The sequence below is a fragment of the Streptomyces sp. NPDC030143 genome (assembly GCF_055573695.1).
Window position 1 is genome coordinate 296,785 of sequence record NZ_JBVIAY010000006.1, and the last position, 16,505, is coordinate 313,289.

Here is a 16,505-nt window from a genome sequence, read left to right on the forward strand (position 1 = left end):
CCCATGCGAAAGGAACCGCCTCCATGTCCGACGCAAGGGTGCTGCGTGCCCAGAGATTCATCAACAGCACCTACGGCGACGTACCCGGCATCACCAAGGTCGAGGAGACCGGTGTCGTCGACTGGCCGACCCTGTACGCGCTGACCCGGGCCCTCCAGTACGAACTGGGCATCACCGCCCTCTCGGACAACTTCGGGCCCACGACGCTGGCGCGGCTCACGGCCACCTGGCCGGTGATCGACGCGGGTGCGGCCGTCCCGGCGAACGTCATACGCATCGTCCGCTCGGCCCTGTACTGCAAGGGCTACGACGCCGGCGACCTGGACGCCGCCCACGACGCCCGGTTGGCCGCCGCCGTACGGCAGGTGAAGGCGGACTCCGGACTCGACGCGCCGTACCCGGGCGACGCCGTGGTGCCCAAGCTGTTCAAGGCGCTGCTGAACAGGGACGCGTACACCCTCCAGGAGGACGGCAGCCCGGCCGTGCGGGCGGCGCAGCGCTGGATGAACGCCACGTACGTCGGCCGGGCCGCGTTCACCGTCGTCGCCTGCGACGGCCGCCCCTCGCGGGACGTGCAGCGGGCGCTGCTGTTCGCCGTCCAGTACGAGATCGGCATGAACGACGACACCGCCAACGGGGTGTTCGGGCCGGGCACCCAGGCCGGGCTCAGGTCCGCGACCCTGACCGTGGGGTCGACCGGCTCGTGGGTGCGGTTGTTCTCGGCGGCGATGGCGTTCGCCCGGCGGCGCGGAGTGGCCTTCACCGACACGTACGACATCGCCCTCGCCGGACGGGTGTGTGTCTTCCAGGAGTTCGTGAGGATCCCCGTGACGGGGAAGGGCGACTACGCCACCTGGGCGTCCCTGCTGGTCTCCACCGGCGACGCGACGCGCAGGGGCACCGCCGCGGACTGTTCCACCGAGGTCACCGCCGCCCGCGCGCGGACGCTGGTCGCCGCGGGTTACCGGGTGGTGGGGCGGTACCTGTCGAACGTTCCGGGCACCTCGCTCGACAAGATGATCAAGCCCGGCGAGTTGCGGACCATGGCCGCGGCCGGACTGCGCTGCTTCCCGATCTACCAGACGAACGGTGCCGCGGCGAGCTACTTCACCGCCGCGCAGGGCGCCTCGGACGCCGCCGACGCCCTGTACTGGGCCGGCCAGCACGGCTTCCTGCCGGGCACGCGCATCTACTTCGCGGTCGACTACGACGCCGTGGACAGTGAGGTCACCACGGGCGTCCTGCCCTACTTCCGCGCGCTCAAGGCCGCCGTCGACGCCGACGGCCGCGGCTACCTGACCGGCATCTACGGCCCCCGCGCCGTGTGCGCGCGGGTCGGCGCCGAGGGCTTGACCTCCGCGAGCTTCGTCTCCGACATGTCCACCGCCTACACCGGGAACGTGGCCTCGCCGCTGCCCGGGGACTGGGCGTTCGACCAGATCGCCACGATCGACCTGGGCAGCGGCGAGGGCGCCCTCCAGATCGACAACAACATCGCCTCGGGCCGTGACCTCGGCCAGATCTCCTACGCCCCGCCGGCCGTCGCGACCGACCTCGACGTCCGTTTCGACCTCTCGCTGCGGACGGCGGCCCTGGCGGACGTACGGCACTACCTGCCGTCGGCGGGGCTGCCGGAGCGGGGCGCGGGGGATCCGGCGCCCGCCTCCACCCCGGTGGTGGCGGGGGCGGGCAGCACGCAGGCCGCGTTCGACGCGCTCCTCGCCCACGACGCCGTCCTCACCGATCTGGCCCGCACGCTGCGGATGCGCAAGGCGCTCATCGCGGCGAGCGTGCTGTGGGCCGTGCGCACGGGGACGACGGGCCGCGGCGGGCCGACGGCCGCCGGTCTGGTCCCGCTCTCCCCCGAGGCGGCCGTCGCCGCCCGCGACCACTGCGTCGAGCAGCGCATCCTGCGCGGTCCCCGGCTCGACGCGTCCGACCCGGCGGACCTGGGCGCCGTCCGGCGGAAGCTGCGCGACGACGACGGGTTCAGCATCGCCACCGCCGCGTACGCCCTGATCAAGACCGCGCACGACCTGGGGCTGCCGCGGCCGGGCCTGGCGGACACGCCGGAGAGCACACGACGGCTCCTGGGGGACTTCCTCGGGTCGCCGTCGGGACGGTCGGACGGATCGGCCCAGTGGGGGCTGTACCAGGTCCTGGAGAAGTACTACGCGCCCCTGCGCACCGCCCGTTAGCCGACCCGACGAAGGAGCAGAGGCATCCATGACAGCGACACGACGACACTTCCTGCGCTCGGCGGTCACCACGGCGGTCGCGGTGGGCACGGTCGCCGGGACGACGGGGACGGTCACCGCGGCGACCACGGCTTCCGGGGACGGCCCGGCGGCGGGCGGCCCGGCGGACCGCGTCCGAATCTCCCCCAACGGCTGGCCCCTCGACACCGCCCCCAACGACGCGGGCAGCGTCTGGACCCGCCCGGTCCCGGGCACCGGCTTCGACGTCGAGGTGGCCATCGGCGACGTGGAGGCGATCCTCGTGCACGTCGTCCGCCGCTTCCACTACGAGGTCGAGGCGCTGCGCGACGGTGACGTGATCGGCTACCGGAGCCCGACGGTGACGACGGGGCACGAGACCAACCACGCCTCGGGCACGGCGGTGGACATCCGCCCGGACTCCTACCCGGCGGGCGTGCGGGGCGGGTTCTTCCCCCACCAGGTGGCGGTGATCCGCGACATCCTCGCGGACTGCGAGGGCGTCGTGGCGTGGGGCGGCGACTTCCCGACGCCCGACGAGGGCCACTTCCAGATCGACGTCCCGCCCACGTCCGGGAAGGTACCGCGCGTGGCCGCCAAGCTCCGCGGGTGGAACGCCACGCCGGGTGAGGGCGCGGGCGTCGCACAGGACCCGCAGAACACCGAGCGCCGGGCCGCGGCGCGGGCACTGCAACGGCGACAGGCTACTTAGGGGTCCTTGCACCAGGCCCGCCCGGGCCGCGCGGCCTGCCAGGCGCTCATGGTGCAAGGACCCCTCAGCGACCCGACGAACCGGCCTGCGGGGGCGGGCACGCCGGGGTCGGACGCGACGGGGCGGCACCGCCGGTGGGCCCGTGGGCGGTGGGGCGCGGTACGCCGCCCCGGGCACGACCACCGAACGCGAGGGGGCCGCGCGACAGGCCGGCACCGTCGGCGGCCCGAGTCAGGTGGGCCCGTCGGCGGTGGGGCGCGGTACGCCGCCCCAGTCCCGGCCACCGGGCGGGAGGGGGCGGGTGCGAGGGCAAGGCGCGCCGTACGGGGGCCGGCGGTCCCCCCTTCGGCCCGCCCACCGGACGCCGGCCCCCAACGGTCCGCTGGGGCAGGGGCGTTGACCGCGCCCCGGGCTGACAGCAGAATGAGCGCGCATCCGTGAGAGCGCTCTCAAGAGGGCGCCCGAGCGTGTGCCGAGCACACCACCACCCCTGCCTCCCCCTCCAAGGAGATCCATGACCGGCACCGGTACTCCAGGCCCGGGACTCAGCCGCCGCGCGCTCATCGGGACCGGGCTCGGTGCCGGCACGGCGGTCCTCGTCGCCGCCGGCCCCGGCGCGGCCGCGGACCGCTCCCCGGCGGGCGGCTCCTCCGCGCCACGGCGCGCCCACGCGTTCCTCGCCTCCGCCATGGACGCCTACCCGGACCACGGCGCCCGACGGCTGGCGCAGAGCTACACCGACCAGGCCGGCCTGTTCAGTACGGCGTTCACCTACGACAACGCCCTCGCGGTCCTGGCCCTCCTCACCGCCCCCGGCCGGGACGCCCGCACCCGGGCCGAGACGCTCGGTGACGCGCTCCTGTACGCCCAGACGCACGACCCCGTGTACGACGACGGCCGGCTGCGCCAGGCCTACAACGTGGGTCCGTACACCTTCTACGACGGCTCGCCCCAGCCCGACGGCTTCGTCCGTGCGGACGGGACGGCCAACGTCGGCACGCAGTTCGGTTTCACCGGAACCGCCGTGGGCGACATGGCATGGGCGGGCCTCGCGCTGAGCGCCCTCGCCCGGCGGACGGGCCGGCGCCGCTTCCTCTCCGGCGCCGTCCGCATCGGCGAGTGGATCGAGCGCGTCGGCCGCACCGACGAGCCCCTCGGCGGCTACAAGTTCGGCGTCGACGGCGCGGACCGGCGGCTGCCGTTCACCTCCACCGAGCACAACACCGACCTGATCGCCCTGTTCGGACGGCTCGCCCGGCTCACCGGGGACGGGATGTGGCTGGAGCGGCGTGCGCGGGCGGCGGCGTTCGTCCGCCGGATGTGGGAACCGTCGGCGGGCTTCTTCTACACGGGGACCAACGACGGTGTCACCGTCAACAGGTCGCCGATCCCGGAGGACACCCAGACCTGGACCCGGCTGGCGCTGCCCTCCCCCGCGTACGCGCGGTCGCTGGACTGGGCGTCGCGCGAACTCGCCGTGCTCGACACCGCCGACCGCCCCAACAGCACCGTCCCGGTGGGCCAGTCCTACGAGGGGGTCACCTTCAGCTCCGCCGCTCTGGTCGCGGACGAGGACGCCCCGATCGCCGAGGGGCAGCCCCGGCCGGACCGCAACGGCGTGTGGTTCGAGGGCACGGCCCATCTGGCGCTCGCGCTGAGCCACCGCGGCGCCCGCGGCGACGGGGCCCGCGCCCGGCGGCTGATCGCCTCGATCGAACGGGCGCAGGACCTGCTCGGGAGCGGCCAGACCGTGGGCGGCAGGGCCCTCGCGGAACGGTCGGGCGTCGTCTCGGCGAGCAGTCCGCTCGACACCGGCTTCGGGTTCGGCTACTACCCGTACCGGCACACGGGGGCCACCGCCTGGTACCTGATGGCGGCGGCACGCGCCAACCCGCTGCGCGCCTGACCACGCGTGCGGGCCGGCCCGGCGGAGGTTCCCGCCGGACCGGCCCGTCGCCGTGTTCCGCTGGTCGACTCCCCGCTCAGCAGCGGAAGTTGGAGCCCCCGTCGTCCAGGTACGCGTCGTAGATCCAGCCGAGGCTGCTGCCGTTCTCGTCCCGGATCCACGTCCACGTGTTGCCGTAGTCGTTGGCGACGTAGCAGTCGTAGTCGACGTAGGTGCCCGGGGAGACGTAGCCCACGATGGTGCACGCCCCGTACGGACCGGTGTGGACGGCGGCCGCGGAGGACTTGCTCACCGTGCCGCCGAAGGGGTCCTCGTCGGTGTGCGGCCAGTAGGCGTTGCCGCAGGTGACGGCCGTGGTGGCGGCCTGGGCGGTCGGGGTGGCCACGGCACCGAACACGAGGGCCGCGGCGGCACCGGCACCGGCCAGAAGGCGGCGCGTCTGCATGGTTTCCTCCAAGGGTGAGGGAGAGGATCTCGGTCGACACGACCGTGGCAGCCGCGCCGGGAGGAAACCTTGGCCGATTCTTGAACGGCCTGGTGGGAGGCGGGGAAGGACGGGGGCCGCGGCAGCCGAACGGCGGTGACCGCCGCGGCCCCGGGTGGTTCTACGGCGTCGCGGCGGGCAGCCGGGTGGGCACGACGGGGAGCATCATGCCGTCGCCGAGGGGCGCCGTGTGCGGTACGAGGGCGCCTTCCCTGGCGATCTGCAGCAGGTCCGGGAGCTCGTAGGGTTCGGCGCCGTCGAGGTCGACCTGGTAGCCCATGTCGCCGAGGCTCGCCGCGGTCATCCGGCTCAGCGGGTTGTCCGCGCCGGAGATGAACGGCGACATCAGTTCGTGGACGAAGACGGCCTCGCGCCAGTGGCTGTCCCGGGTGCCGGGTCCGCCGAAGTTGGCGACCGGGACCGGGGCCGGTTCCTCCTCACCGAGGAGTGCGGCGAACTCCGCCATGGCGCCCTCGCCGACGAAGGTCGGGTTCGAGGTGCCGGCGCCCTTGAGGAGACCGAAGTCCGCCCACAGGGTGCCGATGCACAGGACGTGTCCCATCTCGTGGGTGATGACGTCGACGAGCGTGCCGTCCGTCTCCATCCGGGCCAGGTCGGCGGAGTCGAACCGCATCACGCCCTTCGCCGGCAGGAACTTGCCGAACTGGGCGGTCCCGTCGCGGAAGTCGGTGGGCCCGGCCATCCCCAGCACGCCGCCGGTGCCGTCGATGTCCACCCCTTCGGCCTCGATCAGCAGGTCGTCGATGACGTCACCGCCGACGAGCGCGGTGTCCAGGTCCCCGACGATGACCCGGGCCCAGCGGTCGGCCGCCGCGGCGAAGGCGTCCTGCTGATGGCTCGTCAGTCCGCCGAGGAAGCGGACCTCGATGGTGAACGGCGATGTCGTGCGGGCGATTTCCCTGGCCCGCTCGAAACTGGCGACCGCTCGGTACGTCTGGAAGGTGTTCGTCGCGACCTTTCCCATCGCGGTACTCCTCATGTCGGCCCCAACGCGGGTCACCCCCTCATGCCCAGACTAGGCCGGTCGGGTGAGGGATGCGCGGGGGGCGGGGCCCGCGCCCGCGCCTCCTCGACATGCAGCGGCCCCGAGGCCCTCCTAGCATGGAAACGGAGTGTTTCAGGGGGGTTCTTCCTCGATGCTTCTCTTTCCGGGGGGCCCGGCGGCGGTGCTCGTCGCCGCAGGAACACCGCATCTTCAGGAGAGACCATGGCCGTGAAGCGTGCCCTCCCCCGCCCTGTCCCGGTCTACCTGCTCGCGGGCATCCGGGTCTTCAACGGAGCCGCCGGACTCCTGGCCCCGGCCCTGCTCATCCGGCGTCTGGACCCCGGCCGCGAGCCGCACAGCCCGGCAGCCGTCTACGCCTTCCGGCTGTTCGGCATCCGCACCGTGCTGCTCGGTCTGGATCTGCTGACCCACCACGGCGAGCGGCTCCGGGACGACCTGCGCGACGGTGTCCTCATCCACGCCAGTGACACCGCGACGGCCGCCATGCTCGGCCTCAGCGGTCGGCTTCCACCGCGCACCGCGGTACTGACCACGGCCATCTCGGCCGCCAACACGGTCCTGGCCACCGCCGCCACCTCCCGCGCCGACTCGCGGGGCCGGAGGCGGAAATGACGGCCGAACCCGGTCCCGCTCCCCCGGCCGAGACGGGCTTCGAGTACGTCGTCGTCGGCGCGGGCGCCGGCGGCGGGCCGCTGGCGGCCAACCTGGCCGCCGCCGGCAGACGCACCCTGCTGCTCGACGCGGGCGACGCCACCGAGAACGACACCTACCGCGTCCCCGCGTTCCACGCGGACGCCTCCGAGGACCCCGTGCAGTGCTGGAACTACTTCGTGCGGCACTACGAGGACGAGGCCCAGCAGCGGCGGGACGGCAAGCTCGTCCCGGAACGGGACGGCGTCCTCTACCCGCGGGCGGGGACCGTCGGCGGCTGCACCGCCCACCACGCGCTGATCACCGTGTACCCGTACAACCGCGACTGGGACGCGATCGCGGAGGAGACCGGTGACGCGACCTGGCGCAGTACGGCCATGCGCCGGTACTTCGAGCGGCTGGAGCGCTGCACCTACCGGCCGCGGCCCAGGAAGCCGCCCGCCAACGCGCTGCTGGCGGCGCTGCTGAGGTCGCTGCCCTTCACGGCCGGCCGCTACCGCAACGCGGCGCGGCACGGCTTCGACGGCTGGCTGCCGACCGCGCTCGCCGACCCGGAACTGATCGTGCGCGACAAGCAGTTGCTGAAGGTGATCCTCTCCGCGGCGGAGACGTCGCTGGCCGAGTTCCTGGACCGGCCGCTGTCCCCGCTGGAGGGCCTGGGATCCCTCGTCGACCCCAACGACTGGCTGGTGCAGACGCGGGCGCTACAGGGGCTGTGGCAGATCCCCCTGTCCACGGCCGACGGGCGGCGCAGCGCCGTGCGCGAACGGGTGCTGGCGGTGCAGCGCGCCCGTCCGGACACCCTGGTGGTGCGGACGAACGCGCTGGCGGCCCGGGTCGTGCTGGACGGGGACGGGGCGGCGACGGGCGTCGACTACCTGGACGGGGCGCACGTCTACCGGGCGGACCCCGCAAGCCGGCCGGACGGCGAGGCCCCGGTATTGCGCAGGGTCCTCGCCTCCCGTGAGGTGATCCTGGCCGCGGGAGCCTTCAACTCGCCGCAGTTGCTGATGCTTTCGGGCATCGGGCCGCGCGAGGAGCTGAACCGGCACGGCATCCCCGTGCGGGTCGATCTGCAGGGCGTGGGCACGCACCTTCAGGACCGGTACGAGGTGGGCGTGGTCAGCCGTATGGACCGGGAGTTCCCCGTCATCAAGGACTGCGACTTCCACGCGCCGCGGCCCGGGAGCGTGCCGGACCGCTGTTACCGGGCGTGGCAGCGCGGCGAGGGCCTGTACACGACGAACGGCGCCGTGGTCGGCATCACCCGCAAGTCCCGTCCGGAGCTGGACGCCCCCGACCTGTTCGTGTTCGGCGGGCCCTTCGACTTCCGCGGCTACCGACCCGGCTACTCGCTCGACCTGACACGCCGTCGGGACGTCTTCACCTGGGTCGTGCTCAAGAGCCGCACCCACAACACCGGGGGCCGGGTGCGGCTGCGTTCCGCCGACCCCCGGGACACGCCGCTGGTGAACTTCCACTACTTCGCCGAGGGCACCGACAAGGACGAGCTGGACCTCGACGCGATGTGTTCCGCCGTGGAGTTCGTGCGCGGCATGAACCGCAGGGCCGGCCCGGTGGTCCGCGAGGAACTGTGTCCCGGGGAGGCGGTCAGCAGCAGCGAGGACGTGCGCCGCTTCGTGCGGGACGAGGCATGGGGCCACCACGCGTCCTGCACCTGCCGGATGGGACGGGCGGACGATCCCTCGGCCGTCGTCGACAGCGACTTCCGGGTGCGCGGGGTGGACCGGCTGCGGGTCGTCGACGCCTCGGTGTTCCCGCGCATTCCCGGGTTCTTCGTCGCGCTCCCCATCTACATGATCGGCGAGAAGGCGAGCGACGTGATCCTCGGCACCCCGGACCGCCCCTGAACGCGGCCGGTTCCGACCGCCCGGCGACACGGCCGGGAGTTACCGAAGGAGTACCGCCATGACCAAGCACCGACACGCCGACCGGCCTTCCTCGGCCGGATACCGTACGTCCCTCCCCTGGCGGATCGTCACCGGCGCCGCCGAGTACGTCGACCGGCGCATCGGCTGGGACAGGCTGCCCGTCCTGCCGGGCGTGCTGACGCTCCTCGGGCTGCGCGTCAAGCTCCGCCAGCAGAACCTCCACGACACCGGGCACCTGCCCTCGGTGAACCCGCCGCAGCCCGCGCCCCCGTCCGAGAAGCACAGGGTCGAACGGACCGCGGACGGGAGCCACAACGACCTCGACGATCCGCGGATGGGCATGGCGGGCACCCGTTTCGGCCGGAACATCCCGCTGGACCGGATCGCTCCGGCCACCCCCGAGGAGGTCCTGTCGCGGCCGAGTCCGCGCGAGGTCAGCCGCGCTCTGCTCACCCGCGAGGAGCTGACCCCGGCCGAGTCGGTCAACTCGCTGGTCGCCGCCTGGCTCCAGTTCATGATCCGCGACTGGTTCAGCCACGGGACGAGTCCCGCGGAACGCCCCTGGGAGGTGCCGCTCCTGGACGACGACCCGTGGCCCGAGCACCCGATGCGGATCATGCGGACGCCGGACGACCCGACGCGCGACCCGCAGGCGCCCGCGGGGACGCCCGACACCCGCGTCAACGTCTCCTCCCACTGGTGGGACGCCTCGCAGATCTACGGGACGAACGAGGCCGAGCAGCGGCTGATGCGCACCGGTGAGCTGGGCAGGATCCACCTGTGGGACGACGAGCAGTCCCCCTTCCCCTCGGACCCCTCGCGCGATCCCTCGCGGGTGCCGGGGTTCTGGCTGGGCCTCGCCATGATGCAGAACCTCTTCGCCCGGGAGCACAACGCGATCTGCGACCACCTGCACGGCGCGTACCCGTCGTGGGGCGACGAGGAGCTGTTCCAGCGGGCACGGCTGGTGAACGCCGCGCTCCTCGCCAAGATCCACACCGTGGAGTGGACCCCGGCCGTCATCAGCCATCCCACGACCGTCAAGGCGCTGCGGGCCAACTGGTGGGGCGTAGCGGGCGAACGCGTGCACAACCTGTTCGGCCGGATCAGCCGCAGCGAGGTCGTCAGCGGCATCCCCGGCGGCGAGAGGGACCACTACGGCGTCCCGTACTCGCTCACCGAGGAGTTCGTCGCCGTCTACCGCATGCATCCGCTCATCCGTGACGAGTGGCACCTGCGGTCCGCCGCCGACGACGGGACCCTGCGGCACTGCACCCTCCGCGACATCTCCGGGCCCGGGGCGCTGAAGGTCCTGGAGACCACCGAGACGGCCGACCTGCTGTACAGCTTCGGCACGCTCCACCCCGGACTGGTGACCCTGCACAACTTCCCGAGGTTCCTCCAGGAGTTCGAGCGTCCGGACGGGCATCTCCAGGACCTCGCCGCCACCGACATCCTGCGCTCGCGCGAGCTGGGCGTGCCCCGTTACAACGAGTTCCGGCGGCTGCTGCGGCTGAAGCCGGCGGCGAGCTTCGCCGAGCTGACGCACGACCCGCAGTGGGCGGAGCAGATCGAGCGGCTCTACGACGGCGACATCGAGAAGGTCGACCTCATGGTCGGTCTGTACGCGGAGAAGCTGCCGGCCGGGTTCGCGTTCAGCGACACCGCGTTCCGCATCTTCATCCTGATGGCCTCGCGTCGGCTCAACAGCGACCGCTTCTTCACCGAGTACTACACCCCCGAGGTGTACTCCAGGGCCGGCATGGCCTGGATCGACGACAACAGCATGATCACGGTGTTGCTGCGCCACCACCCGGAGCTGCGCTCGGCCCTCGCGGGGCTGACGAACGCCTTCGTGCCGTGGCACACCGCCACGAGGACGGTGACCTGACATGGCGGTCACGGACAGGTCCCGCGAGGAGCGGGAACACCAGCTCGCCGCCGCGACCGCACGCTACGGCGAGAGCAGCGAGAAGCGCCGGGCGGTCGAGCGGCAGCGGGACGCCGGGGTCGCCTTCCCGGATTCGCAGGACGCCCTCGCGGCGCGCGCGGCGCGGCTGCTCGACCACCAGGCGGTGTCGGCCGCGCTGGTGGTGGAGGCCGTCCGCGCGGAGCCGCTGAGCGCGCCCGCCGCCTACGAGCGCATCCTCGGCGTGTCGAAGGACCTCCAGGCGTGGAGCTTCCTGCCGCGCGGCGCCCGGGCGGCGCGGACGGTCGCCCGGATCTCGGTGCGGGAGAACGGCCGCGAGCTGCCCATCGGCACCGGCTTCCTCGTGTCGCCGAACCTGCTGATGACCAACCACCACGTGCTGCCCGACGCGGACGCCGCCCGGCAGGGGTTCGCGGAGTTCGAGGCGCAGGTCAGCGTCGACAACACCCCGCAGGCGCCGACGCGGCTGGAGCTCGACCCGGACGGGTTCTTCGTGGCGGACGAGCGTCTCGACTTCGCGCTGGTGCAGGTCGCGCCGGGCGCGGACCGGCGGCCGCCCGGGGAGACGTTCGGCTGGAACCGGCTCAGCGCCCAGCTGGGCAAGCTGGTGATCGGCGAGCCCGTCAACGTCGTCGGCCACCCGATGGGCCGGCTGAAGGAGATCGCCGTCCGCGACAACGTGCTCCAGTTGCGCCTCGACGACTTCCTCCACTACCGGACCGACACCGAGCCGGGGAACTCGGGCTCCCCGGTCTACAACGACCAGTGGGAGGTCGTGGCGCTCCACCACAGCGGTGTGCCGAGGACCGACGACCGGGGCCGGGTCCTGCGCGGCGACGGACAGGTGTGGCAGCCCGGGGACGGTGACGACGCCATCGACTGGGTGGCCAACGAGGGCGTCCGGATCAGTTCCGTCCTGCGGCACCTCGCCGCCCTGCCGCTCACCCCCCGGGAGCGGGCGCTGCTGGCCGAGATGGGCCCCGAGTCGGGGCTCCAGGCGCCGGGGGCGCCGCTCGGCGCGGCCGCGGCTCCCGTCCCGGCTTCCCCGGCGGCCGTCCCGGCACCGGCCGCCGAGCGGGCGGCGGGCGTGGGCCTGCCGGGCCGCGGCGACGCGTTCGGCGGTGCACGGCATCTGGTCTTCCTGCACGGCCGTGACCAGCAGGAGAAGGACCCCCAGCAGTTGCGCCGCAACTGGACGGCCGGACTCAACCAGGGGCTGGTCCGCGCCGGGCTGCGCCCGCTCGATCCGGAGGACGTCTGGTTCCCGTTCTACGGCGACAAGCTGGTGGAGTCCCTCGCCGCGCGCGAGTCGGTGCCGCGCGTCGTCGGGACGTCCGCCACGGCCGCGGAGGTCGTCATCCCCGCCGACCCCGCGACCCGCGCGGTCTACGAGGAGATCGTCGGCGAGGCGGCGACGAAGTGGTTCCTGCCGCCCGAGGGTCTGTCGGCCGGTGAGCGGGTCGGCCTGGGGGACGTGGTCGGGGCCCTGCAGCGCCGGCTGAGCTGGCTGGCCGCGCGCAGCGACCTCGACGCCTGGACGATCGCCCTGTTCCTCCGTGACGTGGCCGCCTACCTCGACGACCCGCGCGTCCGGGACGACGTCCTGGACTGCGTGCTCGGCACGATGCCGACGTCGGGAGAGGTCGTCCTCGTCGGTCACAGCCTCGGCTCGGTCGTCGCCCTGGACCTCGTCACCCGGCTGTCGCCGCAGGTGAACGTCGTCCACCTCACGACGGCGGGCAGTCCGTTGGGACTGGACAGCGTGTACAGCAGGCTGCTCGTCGGCGGGCCCAAGCGTCCTGACCCGGTAGCCGACTGGCTCAACGTGTGGTGCCCGACCGACGCGGTGGCCATCGGCTGCCCGCTGGGCGACGACTGGGCCGACGGCCTGGTCGATCTCGCCGTCGTCAACCCCCGCGGCCGGGCCCACAAGATCGAGGAGTACCTCTCCCACACCGAGGTCGCCCGGTCGATCGACGGCTCCCTGCGGCGCTGAGCCGTCGCGGGACCGCATCCGCTCCCAGGTGGGTCAGCGGGTGCGAGGGCCTCCAGCACGTCGACGGCGGCTCGTCGCAGACGCGGCGAGCCGCCGTCGGCAATGAGCCGCGTCGGACGGTCGCGCGCGCCGCCGCCGTCCCGGGGCGGCGCGCCGGTGGCCTCCTCCCACGCGAGGAGGCCGAGCGCGGTGTGGTGGCGGGCCGTCTCGTACGGATCGTCCGGACTCCGCACCGGGCGCCGTGCGTCTTCGCGGGCGGTGTCGGTGGCAGTGGCGGTGGCGGCGTCCGCCGGGGCCGGCAGCGACAGCGGGGCGGCCCGGACCGCCGCCACCGCCACGGCGTTCCTCCTGCGGTCCGGGCGGTGGCGCCCTGTCACCGGCACGGGCCGGAATCCGTCGGCGCGCCGGTGCCACGGGCGCGCCCGCGACCGCCGCGCCGGGCGGCCGGCTCGCCGGGCGGTTAAGCGGGTGAAGCCTGAGACGCCGTGAGCCTCGCGGGGCATGGATGAACGTCGCCGGCCGGATCCGGCCGAGCCGGCGGACAGAAGGCGCTGGAGGCGAGTGATGAACGAAAGAGCCGGTCGAGCCGGCCCCACGGCACAGGAGGAGGTCCCGGTCCTCATCGTCGGCGGTTCCCTGGTCGGACTGTCGACATCGTTGTTTCTGGGCCGGCTGGGCGTACCGCACATCCTCGTGGAACGCCATGCCGGTACCTCCATCCATCCCCGGGGACGCGGCAACAACGTCCGCACGATGGAGCTGTTCCGGGTGGCCGGCGTCGAGCGGGCGATCCACGACGCGGCGGCCACCCTGGCCGACAACCACGGCATCCTGCAGGCACCCCGGCTCGTCGGCGACGAGGGCGAGTGGCTGTTCAGGGACATCGACCCGGGCGGCGGTCTGGCCCGCTTCAGCCCGACGTCCTGGTGCCTGTGCAGCCAGAACGACCTGGAGCCCGTCCTGTTGGAGCACGCCGTCGGACTCGGCGGCGATCTGCGCTACAACACCGAGATGATGTCGTTCGACACCGACCCGACCGGTGTCACCGCCCTGGTCAAGAGCCGGGAGACCGGCGAGCACACCACGATCCGCGCCCGGTACCTGGTGGCGGCCGACGGCCCGCGCAGTCCCGTCCGGGAACAGCTCGGCATCGGTCAGAGCGGCCCCGGCGACCTGTTCCACAACGTCAGCGTGACCTTCCGCTCCCGCCGTCTCGCCGACGTGGTGGGCGACCGCCGCTTCATCGTGTGCTACCTGACCACCCCGGACGCCGACGGCGCCCTGCTGCCGGTCGACAACCGCGAGCACTGGGTCTTCCACGCTCCCTGGCATCCCGAACACGGCGAGACGCTGGAGGAGTTCACCGACGAGCGCTGCGCCGAGCACATCCGCCGCGCCGTCGGGGACGCCGACCTCGACGTGGAGATCACCGGCCGGGCGCCCTGGCACGCCGCCCAGCGCGTCGCCCGCAGCTACCGCTCGGGGCGCGTCCTGCTGGCGGGTGACTCGGCGCACGAGATGTCCCCCACCGGGGCCTTCGGCTCCAACACCGGGATCCAGGACGCCCACAACCTGGCCTGGAAGCTGGCCGCGGTCCTCGGCGGCTGGGCGGGCGAGGGGCTCATGGAGTCCTACGACGCCGAACGCCGCCCGGTCGCCGAGGCCACCAGCGCCCGGGCCGCCGTCCGCTCGGCCGAGCACAGCCACCCCGGTTTCGCCCCGCCGCCCGGCGCCGGCGGCGGCGCCCCGCAGCGCGGCATTCTCAACGTGGCCCTCGGTTACCGCTACCCGAGCGGAGCCGTCGTCGGCACCGACCCCGACGGCGCGGTCGTCCCGGAGCAGCTCACCCTGACCGGGGAACCCGGCAGCAGGGCGCCCCACCTGTGGGTCCGCCGGGGCGGCGAGCGGATCTCCACCCTCGACCTCTACGAGCGGTCGCTGGTCCTGCTCAGCGACGCCGGTGAGCCGAACGGGTGGCACGAGGCCGCCGCCCGCCTCGCCGAGCGGATGTCCCTGCCGCTGGTCTCCTACCGCCTGGGAACCGGCCCCGACGGCGACCTGACCCCGGAGGACGGCGTCGACTGGAGCGAACTGCACGGCACGACCCGCTCCGGTGCCGTGCTCGTCCGCCCCGACGGGTTCGTCGCCTGGCGCTCGCCCGGCGCGATCCCCGACGCCGAGTCGACGCTGCGCCGGGTCCTGACCTCCGTGCTGTCACTCGACTGAACCACCCCGCGTCACCCGGCTGAACCACCCCGCGGGCCCTCGGACGTCCGCCGGCCGTGTCGCCCGGCATCGGCCCGTGGACCACGGGGGCCCGCCCGGGTCACCCAGGTAGTCCATAGGAGTCGCGCGCCGGAGGGGACCGGCCAAGGATCGAGGCACGCTCACGTCACAGCACCGAGGCCGCAGTCCGCTTGTCCCCCTTGCTCGAAGGAGTTGCCCGCAGGATGACCACCACGTCCGTCCCCGCTTCGCAGACGCCGACCCCACAGGTGTCGCACCACGTCTCCCAGTCCGTCTTCGACGGCTCCCGGCTGCGGGTCGTCCTGCTCGTGGACGTCCACGAGGGAGCGCACCAGCAGTTCCTGGAGGCGTACGAGCAGCTGTGCAACCAGGTCGCGTCCGTCCCCGGGCACGTCAGCGACCAGCTGTGCCAGTCGATCGAGAACCCCTCCCAGTGGCTCATCACCAGCGAGTGGGAGAGCGCCCCGCCGTTCCTCACCTGGGTGAACAGCGAGGAGCACGTGCAGATGGTGAAGCCGCTGCACAGCTGCGTCCGGGACACCCGCTCGCTGCGCTTCCACGTCGTCCGCGAGACCGGCGGCCCGGCGGCGCACACCGAGGCGGCCGGCCGCCGGCTCCAGACGGCCCCCCGGATCGGCGACGGGCTGATCCGCCACGCGCTCACCTTCACCGTCAGGCCGGGCAGCGAGGAGGCCGTCGCCAAGCTGCTGTCCGACTACGCCTCGCCCGAGCCGCAGGTCGACGACACCACCCGGCTGTGCCGCACCTCGCTGTTCATGCACGGCAACCGGGTGGTGCGGGCCATCGAGGTGCGGGGCGACCTGCTCGCCGCGCTGCGGCACGTGGCCCGCCAGCCCGAGGTGCGGGCCGTGGAGGAGGCCATCAACCCCTACCTCGAACAGGACCGCGACCTCAACGACCCCGACTCCGCCCGCGTCTTCTTCACCCGCGCGGCCCTGCCCGCCGTCCACCATGTGACGGCCGGTCAGGACGGCCCGGGCGCGGCGCGGCACGCCCTGTACTACCCGGCCCGGGCGGGCGGCGGACTGCGACTGGCCGAGCTGCTCGCCCAGCAGGACGAGGCGGCGGCCGATGACCCGCGCGGCCCGGTGCTGCGCAGCACGATCTTCCAGCGGGACGACGTGGTGGTGCGGCTGGTCGACGTGCGCGGCGGCATCGGCGCCGACCCCGCCGCCGTCCTCGGTCTCGCGGACCCCGCGCAGGCCGCCGAGGTGATCGCGCTGCTCGACGCCGAGGCGCTCGGCGCGGACTCCTCCGCGCTGTCGGCGGACTCCCCGGCGCTGCTGCTGGACCTCGCCCGTATGCGGCCCGTCACCGACCGCCGTTCACCCGACGCCTGACGACGCGTCCCGCCCGTCCCGTACGCGGGACGCGGCGGACCCCGTCCTCCCCCTTCTGTCGACACAGCACACGATCGGAGCGA

11 protein-coding genes are annotated in these 16,505 nt (G+C 73.5%); 9 read left to right on the top strand and 2 right to left on the bottom strand.

What is annotated here, in order from left to right; genetic code table 11:
- Positions 1-23: 23 nt before the first annotated feature.
- From ACZ4YY_RS13865 to ACZ4YY_RS13875, 3 genes are all read left to right on the top strand, one after another.
- Positions 24-2,198 (top strand): glycoside hydrolase domain-containing protein, encoded by a 2,175-nt coding sequence (locus ACZ4YY_RS13865; protein WP_468288335.1) that lies wholly within the window; start codon positions 24-26, stop codon positions 2,196-2,198.
- Between the two features lie 28 nt (positions 2,199-2,226).
- Positions 2,227-2,928: a M15 family metallopeptidase gene (locus ACZ4YY_RS13870; protein ID WP_468288338.1), complete on the top strand. Its 702-nt coding sequence runs from the start codon at positions 2,227-2,229 to the stop codon at positions 2,926-2,928.
- A 514-nt stretch (positions 2,929-3,442) separates the two neighbouring features.
- Positions 3,443-4,834 carry a Tat pathway signal sequence domain protein gene (locus ACZ4YY_RS13875; protein WP_468288341.1) on the top strand — a complete coding sequence of 464 codons (1,392 nt, stop codon included), beginning with the start codon at positions 3,443-3,445 and terminating at the stop codon, positions 4,832-4,834.
- A gap of 76 nt (positions 4,835-4,910) precedes the next feature.
- Here the strand turns inward: ACZ4YY_RS13875 and ACZ4YY_RS13880 are convergent, their stop codons facing one another.
- Together ACZ4YY_RS13880 and ACZ4YY_RS13885 are read right to left on the bottom strand one after the other, a co-directional pair.
- Positions 4,911-5,279, bottom strand: a complete 369-nt coding sequence (locus ACZ4YY_RS13880) for a hypothetical protein (RefSeq protein WP_468288344.1) — start codon at positions 5,277-5,279, stop codon at positions 4,911-4,913.
- 160 nt (positions 5,280-5,439) lie between these two features.
- On the bottom strand, positions 5,440-6,303 hold the full coding sequence (locus tag ACZ4YY_RS13885; protein WP_468288347.1) for a leishmanolysin-related zinc metalloendopeptidase: 864 nt from the start codon (positions 6,301-6,303) through the stop codon (positions 5,440-5,442).
- Positions 6,304-6,546: 243 nt separating this feature from the next.
- Here ACZ4YY_RS13885 and ACZ4YY_RS13890 point away from each other — a divergent pair, with 243 nt between their 5' ends.
- The 6 genes from ACZ4YY_RS13890 to ACZ4YY_RS13915 all read left to right on the top strand — a co-directional run bounded on the left by ACZ4YY_RS13890 (position 6,547) and on the right by ACZ4YY_RS13915 (position 16,422).
- Positions 6,547-6,957 carry a hypothetical protein gene (locus ACZ4YY_RS13890; protein ID WP_468288349.1) on the top strand — a complete coding sequence of 137 codons (411 nt, stop codon included), beginning with the start codon at positions 6,547-6,549 and terminating at the stop codon, positions 6,955-6,957.
- Positions 6,954-8,867 carry a GMC family oxidoreductase gene (locus ACZ4YY_RS13895; RefSeq protein ID WP_468288352.1) on the top strand — a complete coding sequence of 638 codons (1,914 nt, stop codon included), beginning with the start codon at positions 6,954-6,956 and terminating at the stop codon, positions 8,865-8,867. Before ACZ4YY_RS13890 ends, ACZ4YY_RS13895 begins: the two co-directional genes overlap by 4 nt.
- A gap of 58 nt (positions 8,868-8,925) precedes the next feature.
- A complete protein-coding gene (locus ACZ4YY_RS13900) occupies positions 8,926-10,779 on the top strand; it encodes a peroxidase family protein (protein WP_468288355.1) in 1,854 nt (617 codons plus the stop codon).
- Position 10,780: 1 nt separating this feature from the next.
- The gene (locus ACZ4YY_RS13905; protein ID WP_468288358.1) at positions 10,781-12,814 is read left to right on the top strand and encodes a trypsin-like serine peptidase; all 2,034 of its coding nucleotides are present in this window, start codon (positions 10,781-10,783) and stop codon (positions 12,812-12,814) included.
- Positions 12,815-13,378: 564 nt separating this feature from the next.
- Positions 13,379-15,040 carry an FAD-dependent oxidoreductase gene (locus tag ACZ4YY_RS13910; protein ID WP_468288361.1) on the top strand — a complete coding sequence of 554 codons (1,662 nt, stop codon included), beginning with the start codon at positions 13,379-13,381 and terminating at the stop codon, positions 15,038-15,040.
- A 224-nt stretch (positions 15,041-15,264) separates the two neighbouring features.
- Positions 15,265-16,422 (top strand): SchA/CurD-like domain-containing protein, encoded by a 1,158-nt coding sequence (locus ACZ4YY_RS13915; protein ID WP_468288363.1) that lies wholly within the window; start codon positions 15,265-15,267, stop codon positions 16,420-16,422.
- Positions 16,423-16,505 lie beyond the last annotated feature (83 nt).

Excerpts from the sequence above, each read along its gene's own strand:
- ACZ4YY_RS13865 (WP_468288335.1), top strand. The coding sequence starts at position 24 with ATGTCCGACGCAAGGGTGCTGCGTGCCCAGAGATTCATCAACAGCACC.
- ACZ4YY_RS13870 (WP_468288338.1), top strand. The coding sequence starts at position 2,227 with ATGACAGCGACACGACGACACTTCCTGCGCTCGGCGGTCACCACGGCG.
- ACZ4YY_RS13875 (WP_468288341.1), top strand. The coding sequence starts at position 3,443 with ATGACCGGCACCGGTACTCCAGGCCCGGGACTCAGCCGCCGCGCGCTC.
- ACZ4YY_RS13880 (WP_468288344.1), bottom strand. The coding sequence starts at position 5,279 with ATGCAGACGCGCCGCCTTCTGGCCGGTGCCGGTGCCGCCGCGGCCCTC.
- ACZ4YY_RS13885 (WP_468288347.1), bottom strand. The coding sequence starts at position 6,303 with ATGGGAAAGGTCGCGACGAACACCTTCCAGACGTACCGAGCGGTCGCC.
- ACZ4YY_RS13890 (WP_468288349.1), top strand. The coding sequence starts at position 6,547 with ATGGCCGTGAAGCGTGCCCTCCCCCGCCCTGTCCCGGTCTACCTGCTC.
- ACZ4YY_RS13895 (WP_468288352.1), top strand. The coding sequence starts at position 6,954 with ATGACGGCCGAACCCGGTCCCGCTCCCCCGGCCGAGACGGGCTTCGAG.
- ACZ4YY_RS13900 (WP_468288355.1), top strand. The coding sequence starts at position 8,926 with ATGACCAAGCACCGACACGCCGACCGGCCTTCCTCGGCCGGATACCGT.
- ACZ4YY_RS13905 (WP_468288358.1), top strand. The coding sequence starts at position 10,781 with ATGGCGGTCACGGACAGGTCCCGCGAGGAGCGGGAACACCAGCTCGCC.
- ACZ4YY_RS13910 (WP_468288361.1), top strand. The coding sequence starts at position 13,379 with ATGAACGAAAGAGCCGGTCGAGCCGGCCCCACGGCACAGGAGGAGGTC.
- ACZ4YY_RS13915 (WP_468288363.1), top strand. The coding sequence starts at position 15,265 with ATGACCACCACGTCCGTCCCCGCTTCGCAGACGCCGACCCCACAGGTG.